This window comes from Tritonibacter sp. SIMBA_163 (assembly GCF_046535935.1).
In the GTDB taxonomy this organism is placed as follows: Bacteria; Pseudomonadota; Alphaproteobacteria; order Rhodobacterales; family Rhodobacteraceae; genus Epibacterium; species Epibacterium scottomollicae.
The window spans coordinates 285,964-301,899 of sequence record NZ_JAWJBP010000002.1; the positions used below are offsets into that span (position 1 = coordinate 285,964).

Consider the following 15,936-nt stretch of genomic DNA (forward strand, 5'->3'; position numbering starts at 1 on the left):
GCTAAGGGAGCGAAACCCGCGGAATCTAAGAGATAACTGTGACCTTGCGTCACGGGCATCTGTACGCGTCCTGCGGCGTGTGTGCGATGGGTCTTGGTGGCATCGGCATCGCATCGCAGGCGGTGGTTTCCTTGCGCGCTGACCGGATGCTGGTTTTTAGAGTGCCCCTTTTATTTTGCGGTAAAGGGGCGGGCGTGGCCAACCATGACCAAGCCCGGTTTTTGCTTATTTCATAGCAGCTTGCAGCGCCTTCATGGCGGCAACTGGATCGTCTTCGCGCCAGATCTCTTCGCCGACCGCGAAAAAATCCGTGAAGGGAGATATCTCGCGCACCACATCGGCGCTGAGCCCACCCTCGGCAACCACCGGCACTTCGATCATCTCTGACCACCACTGAAACAGGCCAGTCTCGGCAATGGCACCATCACCAAGTCCGGACGTGCCGACGGGGCCAAAACAGACATAGTCAGCGCCCGCTTCGCCAGCGGTGATGCCCTCATGCTGTGAGGCGCCGCAGAAACAGCCGACAATGGCTTCCGTGCCGAGGGCCTTGCGCGCGCTACGCACGGATTTCGAGGAATCCGTCAGATGCACACCATCGAGACCGAGACGCTCTGCAAGAATTTGGTGATCGGATATCACCAGGGCAATATCGCGGGCATGGGTCACTTCGCGCAGCGCATCTGCGGCGCGGCTCAGCGTGTCCTCGTCGCGGCTGACCAAGTCGAGGCGCACGCAGGCGACTTCGATCTCGTCCAGCACACGGGCGAGCTGGCCGGGAAATTGTCCCAACTCGAAGCTGGGCGGCGTAACCAGGTAAATCTGCGGCTGCTCCGGTGTCTGCTCTGCGCTGTCCATTGTCAGGCTCCTGTTGGCATGATTGGCGGGTATTTACCGGAAATAGCGCGCAACGCAAGGATCACGGGGGCCTGAGCCGTTGTTTTTAGGGGGCGAAGGCTTGCCCCAGCACGGCGCAGCCAGTATGGCAGAGCCGATTTTCCCGGAGTTCGCAGATGCCCACAGACCGCCCTCAACCTCACTTCGTGCTTGTGCGCCCGCAAATGGGCGAGAACATCGGCGGCGCCGCGCGGGCCATGTGGAACTTCGGACTGGACCGGATGCGCATCGTGGCCCCCCGCGACGGCTGGCCGAACCCAAAGGCGGTGGCCATGGCCTCCGGTGCCGGGCGGCTGCTGGACGAGGCGCAGCTGGCGCAGGACCTGCCCGAGGCGCTTGCCGACTGCACCTATATCTTTGCCACCACGGCGCGCCCGCGTGAGCTGACAAAGCCGGTCTTCAGTCCCGAAGGTGCGATGAAGAAAGCCTCCGAACTCCTTGCGCAGGGAGAGAAAGTTGCGGTGCTTTTCGGGCCGGAACGGGCCGGGCTGGAAAACGACGACATCGCCAAGGCAAACGCCATCATCACCGTGCCAGTGAACCCGGAGTTTGCGTCTTTGAATCTGGCGCAATGCGTGTTGCTCTCCGCCTATGAGTGGCGCCGCCAACAGGACAGCGTACCGGATGAGACGTTTGAGATCGGCAAATCGGACTGGGCAACGGGGCAGGAGGTCGAAGCGCTGGTGAAGCACTACGAGGATCGCCTGACCGAGGCCGGCTATTTCTTCCCACCGGAAAAAGCGCCCGGGATGAAGACCGTCTTTCGCAACCTCTGGAGCCGCATGCGCCTGACACGCGCCGATGTGCAGATGCTACACGGCGTGATGCGACAGATGGTCCGTTGGAAGAACCACGGTCCGGACTAACTCCGTCTGGACCTTTCCACCCTCAGACCCTAGCGTCCTGCCAGATGAAGATGTGAGGCCAAGATGAGCAATCGCACGATTTTTGAAGACGTTTCCTCTGACCGGAAACAGCAGCCGACACCGACGCCGGGCGGTCTGGATCGCGGGCGCCGCGGTGCGCGCGGTGCGATCCGGGTCTGGCTCGCGGTGCTCTTTGCCTTGGTGGTGGCGATGATCGCCGTGGGCGGGCTGACACGCCTGACGGACTCTGGCCTGTCCATCACCGAATGGCGCCCCGTGACCGGCGCGCTGCCACCGGTGACCGAGGCAGACTGGCAATCCGAGTTCGAGAAATATCAGCAGATCGACCAGTATCACCTGATGAACAAATGGATGGATCTTGCTGATTTCAAACAGATCTACTGGTGGGAATGGGGCCACCGTCAGCTCGGTCGTTTTATCGGCCTCGTCTGGGCGGTCGGCTTTCTTGGCTTCCTGGCCACGCGCTGCATTCCAACCGGCTGGACAGGGCGGTTGTTGTTGCCCGGTCTCCTTGGAGGCGTTCAGGGGGCAATCGGCTGGTGGATGGTCGCCTCCGGCGTAACCCAGGGCGAAGGCATGACTGCCGTCGCATCTTATCGGCTTGCAACGCACCTGGGCCTGGCGTTTGTCATTTTGGGATATCTTGCGTGGTTCATGTTCATGCTGGGACGTGAGGAGCGCGATTTGATGCAGGCACGGCGCCTGAAAGAGGCCAAGCTGTTTGGCATGGGGACAGGGTTGCTGCACTTTGCCTTTCTGCAGATCTTGATCGGCGCGCTGGTGGCCGGAATTGACGCTGGACGCTCCTACACCGATTGGCCTTTGATGGGGGGGCAGATCCTGCCGCCGAACCCCTTCATGATCGAACCTTTGTGGAAGAACTTCTTTGAAAATCCCGGGTTGGTACAGTTTGTTCACCGGGTGACTGGCTATCTTCTGTTTGCCTTTGCTGTGGTTGTATGGATGCGGGGACGCCGCAGTGCCCATGCTGCGACGCGCTTTGCCTTTAATGCTGTCTTTGCGGTGCTGAGCTTGCAGGTCGTGATCGGTATCGTGACAGTGCTGACCGCGGCGCCAGTGCAGATCGCCATTGTGCATCAGATTGTGGCCGTGCTGGCCTGGGTGCTGATCCTGCGTGCCCGTTTCCTGGCTGCGTATCCGATTTCAACTTCAATAAAAGGGCATTGATCACATGAGTTCTTTTGACGAACTGATTGCATTTGAACGCGAAACTCAAGCACTTGGCCAGATCGCAGGCAGGCTTGGCTGGGATCAGGAAACCATGATGCCGCGTGGTGCTGCACCGCAACGCGGCGAGGAAATGGCGGCGATCGAGGCTGTGTTGCATGCACGTCGTTCAGATCCGCGGGTTGCGGAATGGCTGGAGACTGCCAAGGCAGCTGATGAGACCGGAGCCGCGCAGCTGCGTGAAATCCGTCGCGCCTTCGAGCGTGCGGTAAAGGTGCCCGGAGATTTGGCCAGCAGGATCGCCCGCGTGACTTCCGAAGCGCAGGGCAAATGGGCCCAGGCCCGCGCGGACGAGGATGTGGCCGCGTTTCTACCCGTACTGGAGGAGGTCGTGGCCCTGAAGCGCCAGGAAGGTCAGGCGCTGGCCGCTGGTGGCAACCTATACGACGCCATGGTTGCGGATTACGAACAGGGTACAACCTCAGAAGATATCGCGAAAATCTTTGATGCCATGCGCCCCGGCCTGGTTGATCTTCGCGCCCGGGTTCTGGAGAAGCCGACGCCTGATGGTGTGTCCGGCAGCTTTGATGAAAACACGCAGATGAAGCTGGCTCGCAAGATCGCTAAGACTTTTGGTTACGACATGAGCCATGGTCGCGTGGACAAGGCCGTGCATCCGTTCAGTTCTGGCAGCGGTCTGGACGTGCGGATCACCACGCGCACCAATCCGCAGGATCCGTTCAACTGCATCTACTCCACCATTCATGAGGTCGGACACGGGGCCTATGAGCAGAACATCGGCCGCGAGCATCTGCTGACCGCGCTAGGCCGCGGTGTGTCGATGGGGGTGCATGAAAGCCAGAGCCGGATCTACGAAAACCAGCTGGGCCGCAGCCGTGCCTTTACCGGATGGTTGTTCAAGGAAATGCGCGAAGCCTTTGGTGATATTGGCATTTCCTCGGCAGAGGCGTTCTATGCGGCGGTGAACCGTGTGCAAAACGGCTACATTCGGACCGAGGCGGACGAGTTGCAGTATAACCTGCATATCATGCTGCGGTTCGATCTGGAGCGGGCCTTGATGTCGGGCGATCTGGAGGTTCAGGATCTGGAGGCGGCCTGGAATGATCGCTTCCTTGCCGACTTTGGCTATCCGGTCGACAAGCCCTCGAACGGATGCCTGCAGGATGTGCACTGGTCCGTTGGCCTGTTTGGCTATTTCCCGACATATTCTTTGGGCAACGTCTATGCAGGCTGCCTGCATGAAGCCCTACGTCAGGATGTGACTGATCTGGATGCACAACTCGCACAGGGCGATACTGTTGCGGCGACAGGCTGGTTGCGTGAAAAGCTCCAGCAGTTCGGCGGGCTGCGTGAGCCGCAGGACACGATCATCCATGCAGCTGGCGCGGCGCCGACCCATGAACCCCTTATGGCCTATCTCGAGGCGAAGTTCTCAGAGATCTATAACCTTTGAATTCCAGCTACATATGAATTGAGGGTGAACCCCGAGTATTGGCTCGGGGTTCTCAGATCAATGCCATACGCTCTGCGCGTTCGGGGTCCGGAAACGGTCGATAAAGACCAAAGTGAGACTGAGCGATCAGGACGCTGACATTAGCATAGAGGCGCGCAACCTCTTCGTCGTGCTCCCCCAGAATACGAAACGCTTGGTCGAGCTGCGTCATGTTCTCGAACTCGATCTCCAGCAGGAAATCCTTGCAGGTGTCATTGGCAAGGTTCAGCTTGCGACGCAATAGGCGCCAGCCGGTGATCGCATTTCGCCCCTTTAGGTACTCCATCCACTGTTCCACAGCGCTGGCAAACGCCAGTGCCTTGGCTTCATGTTGAAGGTCGATCTGACAATGGTAGAGATTCATGCGCCGCTTCTCCCGACTCAAATTGCGGAAATCACGGTCAAGTTTGCGCCTAAAACATGAGCGAAGCGTAAACGGAAAACGCCGCCCCATGTTGGAGCGGCGTTCTTTATAACTTATTCCGGTAAGATGTTATTCTTCCACGGCTTCTTCTTCGTCGCCGTTGTCCGCAATCCAGGCCACGGAGACAACTTCTTCGCCTTTGCCGGTGTTGAAGATCCTGACACCGCCAGCAGAGCGGGAGCGGAACGAGATCCCATCCACCGGCACCCGGATGGATTGCCCCTTGGAGGTGGCCAGCATGATCTGGTCGTCGAGCTCAACCGGGAAGGACGCCAGCAGCGCGCCGCCGCGCATCGCCTTGTCCATCGCGGTCACGCCCATGCCGCCGCGTCCGCGGACAGGATAATCGTGGCTGGAGGACAACTTACCGGCACCTCCTGCAGTGATCGTGAGGATCAGGTTCTCGGCTGCAGACATCTCCGCGAACAGCTCGGTCGAGAAGTTCGGATCTTCGACCGCATCCTCGTCGGAGGCATCTTCATCCGTCAGACCAGCCATGGCGCGGCGCATCTTCAGATAGGCGGTGCGCTGCTCCGGTGTGTATTTGGAATGACGGATCACCGACATGGAGACAACCTCGTCCCCGTCGCCCAGCCTTATTCCGCGCACACCCACAGAATTGCGGGAGTTGAACACGCGCACCTCTGTTGTCGGGAAGCGGATGGCACGGCCGGTGTTGGTCACCAGCATGATGTCGTCATCTTCGGAACAGATGCGTGCATTGATCAGCTTGGTGCCAGCGTTGTCGTCCTCAAACTTCATCGCGATCTTGCCGTTGCGCATGACATTCGTGAAATCTGACAGGCGGTTACGGCGCACAGTTCCCGCAGATGTCGCGAACATGATTTGCAGATCGTTCCATTCTTCTTCGGCACGATCAACAGGCATGATGGCGGCGATCGACACCCCCTGCGGAATGGGCAGAATGTTGATGATCGCTTTACCCTTGGAGGTCCGTCCGCCTTGCGGCAGGCGCCAAGTCTTTAGCTTGTAGACCATGCCATCGGTGGTGAAGAACAGAAGCTGCGTATGGGTATTTGCCACGAAGAGTGTGGTGACCACGTCCTCTTCCTTGGTCTGCATGCCCGACAGCCCCTTGCCACCACGTTTCTGCGCGCGGAAATCGGCCAGCGGCGTGCGTTTGATGTAGCCACCAGAGGTCACGGTCACCACCATGTCCTCACGCTCGATCAGGTCCTCGTCTTCCATATCGCCGGACCAGTCGACAATCTCGGTGCGACGGGGGACGGCGAAGCTCTCTCTGACTTCGGTCAGCTCATCGGCAATGATGCCCATGATGCGTTCGCGAGAAGAGAGGATTTCCAAGTATTCCTTGATCTTTCCGGCCAGCTCTTCAAGTTCATCCGTCACTTCCTTGACCCCGAGTTGGGTCAGGCGCTGAAGGCGGAGTTCCAGAATTGCTCGGGCCTGAACTTCGGACAGGTTATAGGTGCCGTCCTCGTTCATCGTGTGGGTCGGATCGTCGATCAAACGGATGTAGGGGGCGATCTCCATAGCCGGCCAACGGCGGGTCATCAACTTGTGCCGTGCTTCAGCCGCATCTGCAGAAGAGCGGATGGTCGCGACCACCTCGTCAACATTGGAAACGGCAACGGCCAGACCGCAGAGCACATGGCTCCGCTCGCGCGCCTTGCGCAGGTTGAAGGCAGTGCGCCGTGCAACAACATCCTCGCGGAAGTCGATGAAAGATGTGAGGAATTTGCGCAGCGTCAGCTGTTCCGGTCGACCACCGTTCAGGGCCAGCATGTTGCAGCCAAAGGAGGTCTGCATCGGGGTGAACCGGAAAAGCTGGTTCAGCACCACTTCGGCTGTCGCGTCGCGCTTCAGCTCGACCACCACACGCACACCGTTACGGTCAGATTCATCCTGAACGTGGGAAACACCTTCGATGCGTTTCTCGCGGACTTGCTCGGCGATCTTCTCGATCATCGAGGCTTTGTTCACCTGATAGGGAATCTCATCTACAACAATGGCGTAGCGATCTTTCCTGATCTCTTCGACGCGGGTTTTCGCGCGAATGACCACGCTGCCGCGCCCTTCGAGATAGGCCTTGCGCGCGCCCGAGCGGCCCAGCATCACGGCCCCGGTCGGAAAATCCGGCCCAGGCACATAGTCGATCAACTGTTCAGACGTAAGGTCAGGATCTTCAATCAGCGCCAGTGTCGCGTTGATGACTTCGCCAAGATTGTGCGGCGGAATGTTGGTGGCCATGCCGACCGCAATACCACCGGCGCCATTGACCAGCATGTTCGGGAACCGTGCCGGTAGCACCGTCGGTTCCTTGTCCTTGCCGTCGTAGTTGTCCTGGAAGTCGACCGTTTCTTTTTCGATATCCGCCAGCATGAAGGCCGCGGGCTTATCCATCCGGACTTCGGTATACCGCATGGCCGCCGGGTTGTCGCCGTCCATGGAGCCGAAGTTGCCCTGACCATCCAGCAGTGGCAGCGACATGGAAAAGTCCTGCGCCATCCGCACCAATGCGTCATAGATCGCGCTGTCGCCGTGAGGGTGGTACTTACCCATCACATCGCCAACCGGTCGCGCGGACTTGCGATAAGACTTCTCATGCGTGTTGCCGGTCTCATGCATGGCATAGAGGATCCGGCGGTGAACCGGCTTCAGTCCATCCCGCAAGTCCGGGATGGCACGGCTGACAATAACCGACATCGCATAATCGAGGTACGACGTGCGCATCTCGGATTCGATGGAAACGGTCGGTCCGTCATACGACGGGCGTACCGGCAGGTTTTCATCAGGATTTTCAGGAGTTTCCGGCGTATCGCTCACGTTGGCTGCCCGCTTCTCATTTGGATCTATATGTTGTGGAGACACCTTATCAGACTGCGCATATGACGTGCAAGCAAGCTACTTGGGATATGCTGGCAGCCACTGCGTATATCTGCTAACAATCTGATTTATATGAAAATTTACCTGTCCCTATTAGGGTGGTCTTATCGATCAGTCAATGGAGGCCCCAAATGGACCCATCTGAAACCGAATTGATGCTCAAGGGATATGGCCTGACCACGGCCGAGTTCACCTACCACATGCCGGATTTTGCCCATGTGCTGAACACCTTTGTTTGGCAGGACTACGATCTTGCACCGGATCATCCGCGACTGCTGTCTTTCATAGATTTCTGGAAGGAAGAGATCGAGGGCCCGTTGCGCCATGTGCGGTTCTCGCATCGGAAAATGATGTCCAGCGGCGAGTGGCGACATGTTGTTGGCGAATTTCACCTCAACTAACAGCTGTCGGACCTGAAGCGATCCATCCTGCGGTCTTGGCCCGCTGGCCAACCTGTGACAGAGTTCGCTCAACGACAGGCTCCGCTTATGGGCGGAGCCTCAAGTTTGAGGAGCAAGGTCATGAATTTCAACGAATACCCGGACAGAGAAATGCTGTCTATTTCCGTCGCGAACCGGATCGCGGGCGATTTAAAGAACCACCTTCTTCGCAATGGTCGGGCAGCGATCGCCGTCGCGGGTGGCACGACACCTGGACCGATTTTTGACGATCTCTGCGCGGCGGAGCTGGATTGGAAAAACGTTTGTGTCATGGCGTCGGACGAGCGGTGGGTCCCCGAAGACAGTGAGCGCTCCAATGCGCGTTTGATCCGCAACCGTTTGTTGACCAACCGTGCGGCAGACGCGAGCTTTCTTCCGTTCTATATGGAGGGGGTCGACCCTGATGCAGCTGTTGGGCCGCTGTCAGAAAAGGTCCGTGACCAGTGCAGCCTCGCTGTGGCCTTGCTGGGCATGGGGGCAGACATGCACACTGCTTCGCTTTTCCCAGGCGTGAGCGGCTTGCGCGAGGCGTTGTCACCGGACGCCCCCGAAGTGGCCGTCATGCGCCCCGATAGCCAGCCTGAAGCGCGTATTTCACTGACCGCCCATGTCCTGGATAGCGCGATGGCCAAGCATCTGGTGATTTTCGGCGAAGAAAAGCGTGAGGCGTTGGATCGCGCCCTGACATTGCCGCCGGAAGAGGCTCCGATCCAGTCCGTGCTGTCGGAGTGTCAGGTGCATTGGGCCATGTAAGGTCCATGTGAGTGCCGACAGAAGTTAGCTTTCCTCTGTCGCACCATCGAGTTCTACGAATTGCTGTCGCAGGCTGTCCGGGATCGGATGGCCTGCGCTGCCATCTGCGGTGCGAAACACCATGACACCGACCATCCGCGCACGCAGATCGCCAGACCAGATCTGTTGTTCCATCGTATATGAGGTACGTCGAAACGACAGGACGCGTGCGGTGGTCAGGTAAGTCTCACCCAGCACCATTTCCTTTACGTAGTGAATATCGGCATTGCGCACCACATGCCGTGGCTCGGCCTCACCGCGAAAGTGATCACGGAAATGGGTGTTGTAGTAGTGAACGCGCAGGGCTTCGAACCAGTCGAGGTAGGCCTTGTTGTTCACGTGCTGGAGGATGTCGATCTCCGAGAACCGTACTCTGTCGGCCATCGCCATTGGGGCTGCTTCGGGCAGGCCTTGAGCGAGTTGTTCTTCTGGGCGAAGCGGGGTGAGAAATCGTAAATCCATAGGGCAGGAGGTAAGCCCATGCTGCTGCAGGTGCAATAGATTTATCCTGAGCACATGATGCGTCGCCAATGACTGCAAAAGAGACGCGCAAGCGGCTGAAAAGTAAGGAGGAATATACAGGGAATTGGAGCGGGTAGCGGGAATCGAACCCGCGCGTTCAGCTTGGGAAGCTGACAGGCTACCATTACATCATACCCGCGCTCTTGATGCAGAGCTTTATGCGGCGGCGCTGAGGTCGTCAAGAGCGCCGCCGTTGATTTCTGCGGTCAGCCCCGTCGCCGTCGACGCCGGCCACCTGATCCATCTCCGTCACCACCACCGACATTAAAGCTGACGTCCGGAAGGGTCAGCAGCGTGCCAAGGATCGGGAACGGGTCGGAGGAGTTCGGTATTGCTGAGGCGTTGACAAAATGCTCCTGAAAACGAGGCTCTACGGCGGTTTCGATCTTTTCGATCTGATGGACCGTCGCCTCAATGTCAGCACGTGCAGTGGTGTTGAGCAGGGCGATACGTGCCCCGGTTCCGGCGGCGTTGCCAGCGCTTGTGACCTTGTCCAGCTGACAGTCCGGGATCATCCCGAGGACCATTGCGTGTTTGGCGGAGATATGTGCGCCAAAGGCACCGGCCAGAACCACACGATCAACCGTGTCGACGCCGATCTTGTCCATCAGCAAACGGGCGCCGGAGTAAAGCGCGGCCTTGGCCATCTGAATGGCACGGATGTCAGGATTGGTGACGGTGATGCGTGGCCCACCATCCGCGCTGCCGTCCCAGAGCAGGTAGGCGTTGGTGCGCCCCTCAGGCACGCAGCGGGCGCTTCCGGTTTGCGCGGCGGACCCGATCAGGCCGGTTGCATCCAGCAACCCAGCGATCCGCATCTCTGCGATCACCTCAATGATGCCGGAGCCACAAATGCCGGAAATTCCGATACTTGCGATACTTTCTTCAAACCCATCCTCATCAGACCAGAGCTCCGACCCAATGACGCGAAAACGCGGCTCCTTGGTCTCGGGGTTGATTTCAACATGCTCGATCGCGCCGGGTGCAGCGCGTTGTCCCGAGGAAATCTGAGCACCCTCAAAGGCAGGCCCGGTCGGAGAAGAGCAAGCCAGGACTTTTTCCTTGTTCCCCAATAGGATCTCGGCGTTTGTTCCAACGTCGACGATGAGCACCAGATCCTCTGATTTGTCCGGCGCCTCGGACAAAGCCACCGCCGCGGCATCGGCGCCAACATGGCCCGCAATGCAGGGCAAGAGATAGATCCGAGCCGCCGGGTGTAGTTTCAGATCCAGATCGCTGGCTTCCAGTGCAAGTGCGTTTGACGTTGCCAGCGCAAAGGGGGCCTGACCCAGCTCGAACGGATCGATGCCGAGGAAGAGGTGGTGCATGACCGGGTTGCAGACGAACACCGCATCCATGATCAGCGATTGGTCGATCTGCGCCTCTTCCGCAATCTGCGCGAACAATGCGTTCATGCCCTCTCGCACAATACGGGTCATTTCCAGATCGCCGCCCTTGTTCATCATGGCATAGGACACGCGGCTCATCAGATCTTCGCCAAAGCGGATTTGCGGGTTCATGATGCCGGAGGAAGCCAGAACTTCACCGCTTTTGAGGTCACACAAATGCGCCGCGATCGTGGTAGAGCCAAGATCCACCGCAAGCCCATATACAGTGCCCTCATAGTAGCCGGGCCAGACATGCATGATACGGGGCGGTTGGCTCTCATTGCCCAGATGCACTGCGACCGTGACTTTCCATCCGCCTTTGCGCAATGCGGGCTGCAACTGCCGCAGAATGTGAAGGTCGGTCTTTACACCTTTGACATCCCACTGGTTTTCCAGTGCCTCACACAGCCGCTCCAGATCACCGGAAGGCTTGTGCATGTCCGGCTCTTCTACCTCCACATAGAACATGCGGATGGACGGGTTCATCACGATGTCACGGACCTCGGCCCGTTTGCGCACCACCTGTTTATGGACCTGGCTTTCAGGTGGCACGTCAATCACAACGTTCTTTTCGATCTTGGCCTGGCAGCCCAGACGCCGCCCGTCGATCAGCCCGCGTTTGTCCTGGTAGCGCTGTTCGACCTTGTTCCATTCCGACAGCGCGTCATCGGCGACCGTGACGCCATGTTTGGAGAATTCGCCATAGGACGGGGTGATCTGGCATTTCGAGCATATCCCCCGACCGCCGCAGACCGAGTCTAGATCGACCCCGAGCTGACGTGCCGCGGTAAGCACCGGTGTGCCGACAGGAAAACGGCCGCGCTTACCGGATGGTGTAAACACAACGAGGGGATCGTCTGACATGCCTCAAACCCTTATGTTCCGCAATTTAAGCGAAGCATAGGCCAGTTACTGCAAAGCGAAAGGCAATCACCGTCATATTTTGGCTCATGGGCGGCATGTTCGCAGTAAATTCCAAACTCATGTCAGCCTTGGGCCAGCCAATCCAGTATCTCCTGCCGGTGTTCGTCGAGTGTCGGGGCAGGGCCGCGAGTGGTCGGGTCCGCCAATGTACTCATTTTTATCGGGTTTCCTGCGGCAACATAAGCTGGATGCCCAGCGCGGTCGAGGACATCAACGACCATGTTGCGCGCCAATATCTGCGGATCCTGCAACACCTCGGCGACGTTCTGGATCGGTCCCGTGGGAATGCCCGCTTCGGTGAGCAGATCGATCCAGTGGCGCATGTTCTGGCCCAGTGTAACAGCCTCGATTAATCGCTTGAGAAGGCGAGCATTTTCGCATCTTGCTTGATTGGTTTCAAAACGCGGATCTGCTGCCAGCGGCAACTGTAATGCTTCACAGAGACGCGCAAAAAGGACGTCGTTGCCAGCGGCGATGACGAATAATCCATCCTCTGCGTGAAACGTCTCGAACGGTGTGATCGACGGGTGCCGTGCGCCACAGGGGCGCGGCGCTTCACCGGTCACGGAGGTGAGGGCGATCGCGTGTTCCAGCATGGCGAGCTGACAGTCGAGCATGGCGATGTCGATCTTTTGTCCCTTGCCAGTCTGCTGGCGTTGCAAGAGCGCGGCAAGGACACCCTGTGCGAGAAACATGCCTGCCGCGATATCTCCGATGGAGGCGCCGACGCGCACGGGTTCCCGATCCCGCTCGCCCGTGATCGACATGACGCCGCCGCGCGCCTGGACCACCATATCATACGCAGGGCGCTGGCTGTCGGGGCCGCTGTGGCCAAACCCGGAGACGGCCCCGTAGATCAGCTTCGGATACCTCAGGCTTAAATCTGTCCAGCCGTAGCCAAGCCGCTCCATCACGCCAGGGCGATAGTTCTCCAGTATGATATCAGATCGAGATAAAAGTTCTTCGAAAACAGTACGATCTTCGACATCTTTCAGGTCAAGCGCGATGCTTTCCTTGCCGTGATTGATGGTGGCAAAATACGCGCTTGCGCCATCTTTGAACGGCGGGAAGCTTCGTGTGTCGTCTCCGGTGCCCGGACGCTCGACCTTGATGACGCGTGCGCCGAGGTCGGCCAGCGTCATAGAGGCATATGGACCAGCGAGCACATGCGTCAGATCGAGGATCGTTATTCCATCAAGAGGGCCGGTCATGTTGTTCTCCAAGCGTTTGTTTTCACTTTCTGGCTATAGGATAGGATTGCAACAGCTCTTTGACCTCGGTCAGAAAAACCCCAACTGGTGCGCCGCGATGCGGCGAAAAACGATCAGCGCCTCTTTCCCATGTTGATGAACTGTGCCATAGGGTCACCGCCAAACGGTGTTATGCATGGGGAAGACAGATGCAGATTCGTGAGGCCCTTACCTTTGACGATGTTTTGCTGGTTCCGGCCGCATCCAGTGTCCTGCCAAATATGGCGGATACACGCACGCGGGTGACCCGCTCAATCTCGCTGAATATTCCACTTCTGAGTTCCGCGATGGATACGGTGACAGAGTCGCGTATGGCCATTTCGATGGCACAGTCCGGCGGCATGGGCGTGATCCACAAAAACTTGGATGTGGAAGAGCAGGCACAGCAGGTGCGGCGCGTGAAGCGGTTCGAAAGCGGTATCGTCTACAACCCCATCACATTGCAGGCAAATCAGACCCTGGCCGACGCCAAGGCGTTGCAGGAGCGGTATCGCGTGACCGGGTTCCCGGTGGTGGACGACAGCGGCCGTGTGGTCGGGATCGTCACCAATCGCGACATGCGCTTTGCGTCCGATGACAATACGCCGGTCTCGGTTATGATGACCTCGGACAATCTGGCGATGCTGCGCGAACCCGCGGAGCGCGAAGAAGCCAAGTCCCTTATGAAAGCGCGCCGGATCGAAAAGCTGCTGGTGACCGATCAGGACGGAAAGCTCACCGGGTTGCTGACCCTCAAAGATACCGAACAGGCGGTTCTGAACCCGACAGCGTGCAAGGATGACCTTGGTCGCCTGCGCGTGGCGGCAGCCAGCTCTGTCGGCGATAGCGGGTTCGAACGCTCCGAAGCGCTGATTGACGCAGGCGTTGACGTGGTGGTTGTGGATACGGCCCATGGTCACTCCGAAGGTGTGATCGAAGCCGTGAAGCGGATCAAAGCGCTGTCGAGCAGCGTTCAGGTCATCGCGGGCAATGTCGCGACCGCGGCGGCAACCAAGGCCCTGATTGATGCCGGTGCGGACGCGGTGAAGGTCGGTATCGGCCCAGGCTCCATTTGTACCACCCGCATGGTTGCAGGTGTGGGCGTTCCGCAGCTGACGGCTGTCATGGATTGTGCCGCGGCGGCAGGCGAGACCCCGGTGATTGCCGACGGTGGCATCAAGTTCTCAGGTGATTTTGCCAAGGCAATTGCCGCTGGTGCATCCTGTGCCATGGTTGGTTCCATGATTGCCGGGACTGACGAAAGCCCGGGCGAAGTCATCCTCTATCAGGGGCGCTCGTTCAAATCCTATCGCGGCATGGGCTCCATGGGGGCCATGGCACGTGGATCTGCGGATCGCTATTTCCAGAAGGATGCCGCCAGCGACAAACTGGTTCCCGAGGGCATCGAGGGTCAGGTTCCCTACAAAGGGTCTGCAGGCGCGGTGATCCACCAGCTCGTCGGCGGTTTGCGTGCCGCCATGGGGTATACCGGTTGTGCAACCGTTGATGACATGCGCAAGAACTGTGAATTCGTCCGCATCACCGGTGCGGGCCTCAAGGAGAGCCATGTTCATGACGTCCAGATCACCCGTGAATCGCCCAACTACCGGATCGGCTAAGGCTGACGCGGTGCGCGTTGAAATCCTGCGGGGGCGCATATGACCCCCGGGGCCCGCGTGCAGGCGGCGACAGAAATCCTTGACGAGATCCTCGCCGGTCAGGCTGCGGAGAAGGCTCTGACAAATTGGGGCCGGCGCAGTCGCTACGCGGGCTCCAAGGACCGTTTGGCGGTCCGTGATCATGTTTTTCAGGCGCTGCGTTGTCAGCGCTCCCATGCTGCTTTGGGCGGTGCTCTGACGGGGCGTGGTCTGATGATCGGTGCGCTGCGGGCCGAGGGGCTGGATCCCGCGGACCTCTTCCACGGAGAAGGTCATGCGCCAAAGCCGCTTGATGAGGCGGAGCAGGCCAGTCCGCGTGCGTTTGAAAGCGTCGCCGAGGAAAATGACCTGCCGGAATGGCTATGGCCGTTGTTTGAGCGCAGTCTCGGCGATCAGGCGCTGGAGGCCGCGCAGGCCTTGCGGTCACGTGCGCCAGTGCATCTGCGTGTGAACCTGCGCAAGGGAGATCGTGACGCTGCGATCAAGCGTCTGGCAGAGGGCGGTATCATCGCCGAGCCGCAGGCCGTGTCCCCGAGCGCCTTGACTGTGACCGACGGTGCGCGGCGCGTTAAGAATTCCGAAAGCTACCTGCAAGGCTTTGTAGAATTGCAAGACGCCGCAAGTCAGGCCGTCGTGGATGCCTTGCCATTGCATGACGGACAGCGGGTTCTGGATTTCTGTGCGGGTGGCGGTGGCAAGGCCTTGGCCATGGCCGGGCGCGTGGACGCGCAGATTTATGCTCATGATGCGGTTCCACGCCGGATGAAGGACGTACCCGAGCGCGCAGAACGCGCCGGTGTTTCACTTCCCTGCCTGACAACAGAAGAGCTGGCAAAGCTCGCGCCGTTCGATCTGGTACTCTGTGATGCCCCTTGCAGTGGGTCCGGGTCCTGGCGTCGTGATCCCGAAGGGAAATGGCGCCTGACACAGGACGCACTCGACCACGTCGTTGCGGTGCAGGGTGATATTCTGGATGCCGCAGCTCCATTGGTGGCAGCCGGAGGCGTGCTCGCATTTGCCACCTGTTCAATGTTGGATGTGGAAAACGGAAATCAAACCCGGGCGTTTCTGGACCGGCATCCGGAGTGGGAACACTTGAGCGAACACGCATGGCATGTTCATACTGGTACCGACGGCTTTTACGTCTCGATGTTCCGGAGACCTGGAAAGCATTAAACTATTGGAAAGTTTTGTCGTTCCTCACTG

At 58.9% G+C, this 15,936-nt stretch carries 13 protein-coding genes and 1 tRNA gene; 7 read left to right on the forward strand and 7 right to left on the reverse strand.

Going from position 1 to position 15,936, the window contains the following annotated elements:
• Positions 1 to 225 precede the first annotated feature (225 nt).
• Positions 226 to 858: a thiamine phosphate synthase gene (locus R0J92_RS05275; protein WP_106164088.1), complete on the reverse strand. Its 633-nt coding sequence runs from the start codon at positions 856 to 858 to the stop codon at positions 226 to 228.
• Between the two features lie 155 nt (positions 859 to 1,013).
• Between R0J92_RS05275 and R0J92_RS05280 the strand changes: the two genes are divergently transcribed.
• The 3 genes from R0J92_RS05280 (at position 1,014) to R0J92_RS05290 (ending at position 4,446) form a co-directional block, all read left to right on the forward strand.
• The gene (locus R0J92_RS05280) at positions 1,014 to 1,763 is read left to right on the forward strand and encodes an RNA methyltransferase (RefSeq protein ID WP_411050957.1); all 750 of its coding nucleotides are present in this window, start codon (positions 1,014 to 1,016) and stop codon (positions 1,761 to 1,763) included.
• Between the two features lie 63 nt (positions 1,764 to 1,826).
• Positions 1,827 to 2,972, forward strand: coding sequence for a heme A synthase (gene ctaA, locus R0J92_RS05285; protein WP_411050958.1), 1,146 nt, complete (start codon positions 1,827 to 1,829; stop codon positions 2,970 to 2,972).
• A gap of 4 nt (positions 2,973 to 2,976) precedes the next feature.
• Positions 2,977 to 4,446 carry a carboxypeptidase M32 gene (locus R0J92_RS05290; RefSeq protein WP_411050959.1) on the forward strand — a complete coding sequence of 490 codons (1,470 nt, stop codon included), beginning with the start codon at positions 2,977 to 2,979 and terminating at the stop codon, positions 4,444 to 4,446.
• 52 nt (positions 4,447 to 4,498) lie between these two features.
• Here the strand turns inward: R0J92_RS05290 and R0J92_RS05295 are convergent, their stop codons facing one another.
• Together R0J92_RS05295 and gyrA are read right to left on the reverse strand one after the other, a co-directional pair.
• Positions 4,499 to 4,849 carry a DUF6614 family protein gene (locus R0J92_RS05295; RefSeq protein ID WP_106164092.1) on the reverse strand — a complete coding sequence of 117 codons (351 nt, stop codon included), beginning with the start codon at positions 4,847 to 4,849 and terminating at the stop codon, positions 4,499 to 4,501.
• 129 nt (positions 4,850 to 4,978) lie between these two features.
• Positions 4,979 to 7,717 carry a DNA gyrase subunit A gene (gyrA, locus tag R0J92_RS05300; protein ID WP_411050960.1) on the reverse strand — a complete coding sequence of 913 codons (2,739 nt, stop codon included), beginning with the start codon at positions 7,715 to 7,717 and terminating at the stop codon, positions 4,979 to 4,981.
• A 191-nt stretch (positions 7,718 to 7,908) separates the two neighbouring features.
• On the opposite strand from gyrA, the gene R0J92_RS05305 reads away from it, so the two are divergent.
• Together R0J92_RS05305 and pgl are read left to right on the forward strand one after the other, a co-directional pair.
• Complete coding sequence (locus R0J92_RS05305) at positions 7,909 to 8,178, forward strand: aspartate-semialdehyde dehydrogenase (protein WP_317386135.1); 270 nt, start codon at positions 7,909 to 7,911, stop codon at positions 8,176 to 8,178.
• A gap of 120 nt (positions 8,179 to 8,298) precedes the next feature.
• Positions 8,299 to 8,970 (forward strand): 6-phosphogluconolactonase, encoded by a 672-nt coding sequence (gene pgl, locus R0J92_RS05310; protein ID WP_317386136.1) that lies wholly within the window; start codon positions 8,299 to 8,301, stop codon positions 8,968 to 8,970.
• A gap of 24 nt (positions 8,971 to 8,994) precedes the next feature.
• Here the strand turns inward: pgl and R0J92_RS05315 are convergent, their stop codons facing one another.
• The 4 genes from R0J92_RS05315 to R0J92_RS05330 all read right to left on the reverse strand — a co-directional run bounded on the left by R0J92_RS05315 (position 8,995) and on the right by R0J92_RS05330 (position 13,054).
• Entirely contained in the window at positions 8,995 to 9,471 is a 477-nt protein-coding gene (locus tag R0J92_RS05315; protein ID WP_411050961.1) for an acyl-CoA thioesterase, read from the reverse strand.
• Between the two features lie 125 nt (positions 9,472 to 9,596).
• A tRNA-Gly gene (locus tag R0J92_RS05320) sits at positions 9,597 to 9,670 on the reverse strand.
• Positions 9,671 to 9,737: 67 nt separating this feature from the next.
• A complete protein-coding gene (locus R0J92_RS05325) occupies positions 9,738 to 11,783 on the reverse strand; it encodes an ASKHA domain-containing protein (RefSeq protein WP_411050962.1) in 2,046 nt (681 codons plus the stop codon).
• Between the two features lie 122 nt (positions 11,784 to 11,905).
• Positions 11,906 to 13,054, reverse strand: coding sequence for a CaiB/BaiF CoA transferase family protein (locus tag R0J92_RS05330; RefSeq protein ID WP_411050963.1), 1,149 nt, complete (start codon positions 13,052 to 13,054; stop codon positions 11,906 to 11,908).
• Between the two features lie 188 nt (positions 13,055 to 13,242).
• Here R0J92_RS05330 and guaB point away from each other — a divergent pair, with 188 nt between their 5' ends.
• Both guaB and R0J92_RS05340 read left to right on the forward strand, forming a co-directional pair.
• Positions 13,243 to 14,691, forward strand: a complete 1,449-nt coding sequence (gene guaB / locus R0J92_RS05335) for an IMP dehydrogenase (RefSeq protein ID WP_106163714.1) — start codon at positions 13,243 to 13,245, stop codon at positions 14,689 to 14,691.
• Positions 14,692 to 14,730: 39 nt separating this feature from the next.
• Positions 14,731 to 15,906 (forward strand): RsmB/NOP family class I SAM-dependent RNA methyltransferase, encoded by a 1,176-nt coding sequence (locus R0J92_RS05340; protein WP_411050964.1) that lies wholly within the window; start codon positions 14,731 to 14,733, stop codon positions 15,904 to 15,906.
• Positions 15,907 to 15,936 lie beyond the last annotated feature (30 nt).

Coding starts and splice junctions, on each gene's coding strand:
- R0J92_RS05340 (WP_411050964.1), top strand. CDS start 14,731: ATGACCCCCGGGGCCCGCGTGCAGGCGGCGACAGAAATCCTTGACGAG.
- R0J92_RS05305 (WP_317386135.1), top strand. CDS start 7,909: ATGGACCCATCTGAAACCGAATTGATGCTCAAGGGATATGGCCTGACC.
- pgl (WP_317386136.1), top strand. CDS start 8,299: ATGAATTTCAACGAATACCCGGACAGAGAAATGCTGTCTATTTCCGTC.
- R0J92_RS05315 (WP_411050961.1), bottom strand. CDS start 9,471: ATGGATTTACGATTTCTCACCCCGCTTCGCCCAGAAGAACAACTCGCT.
- R0J92_RS05280 (WP_411050957.1), top strand. CDS start 1,014: ATGCCCACAGACCGCCCTCAACCTCACTTCGTGCTTGTGCGCCCGCAA.
- R0J92_RS05295 (WP_106164092.1), bottom strand. CDS start 4,849: ATGAATCTCTACCATTGTCAGATCGACCTTCAACATGAAGCCAAGGCA.
- R0J92_RS05290 (WP_411050959.1), top strand. CDS start 2,977: ATGAGTTCTTTTGACGAACTGATTGCATTTGAACGCGAAACTCAAGCA.
- ctaA (WP_411050958.1), top strand. CDS start 1,827: ATGAGCAATCGCACGATTTTTGAAGACGTTTCCTCTGACCGGAAACAG.
- R0J92_RS05330 (WP_411050963.1), bottom strand. CDS start 13,054: ATGACCGGCCCTCTTGATGGAATAACGATCCTCGATCTGACGCATGTG.
- R0J92_RS05325 (WP_411050962.1), bottom strand. CDS start 11,783: ATGTCAGACGATCCCCTCGTTGTGTTTACACCATCCGGTAAGCGCGGC.
- R0J92_RS05275 (WP_106164088.1), bottom strand. CDS start 858: ATGGACAGCGCAGAGCAGACACCGGAGCAGCCGCAGATTTACCTGGTT.
- guaB (WP_106163714.1), top strand. CDS start 13,243: ATGCAGATTCGTGAGGCCCTTACCTTTGACGATGTTTTGCTGGTTCCG.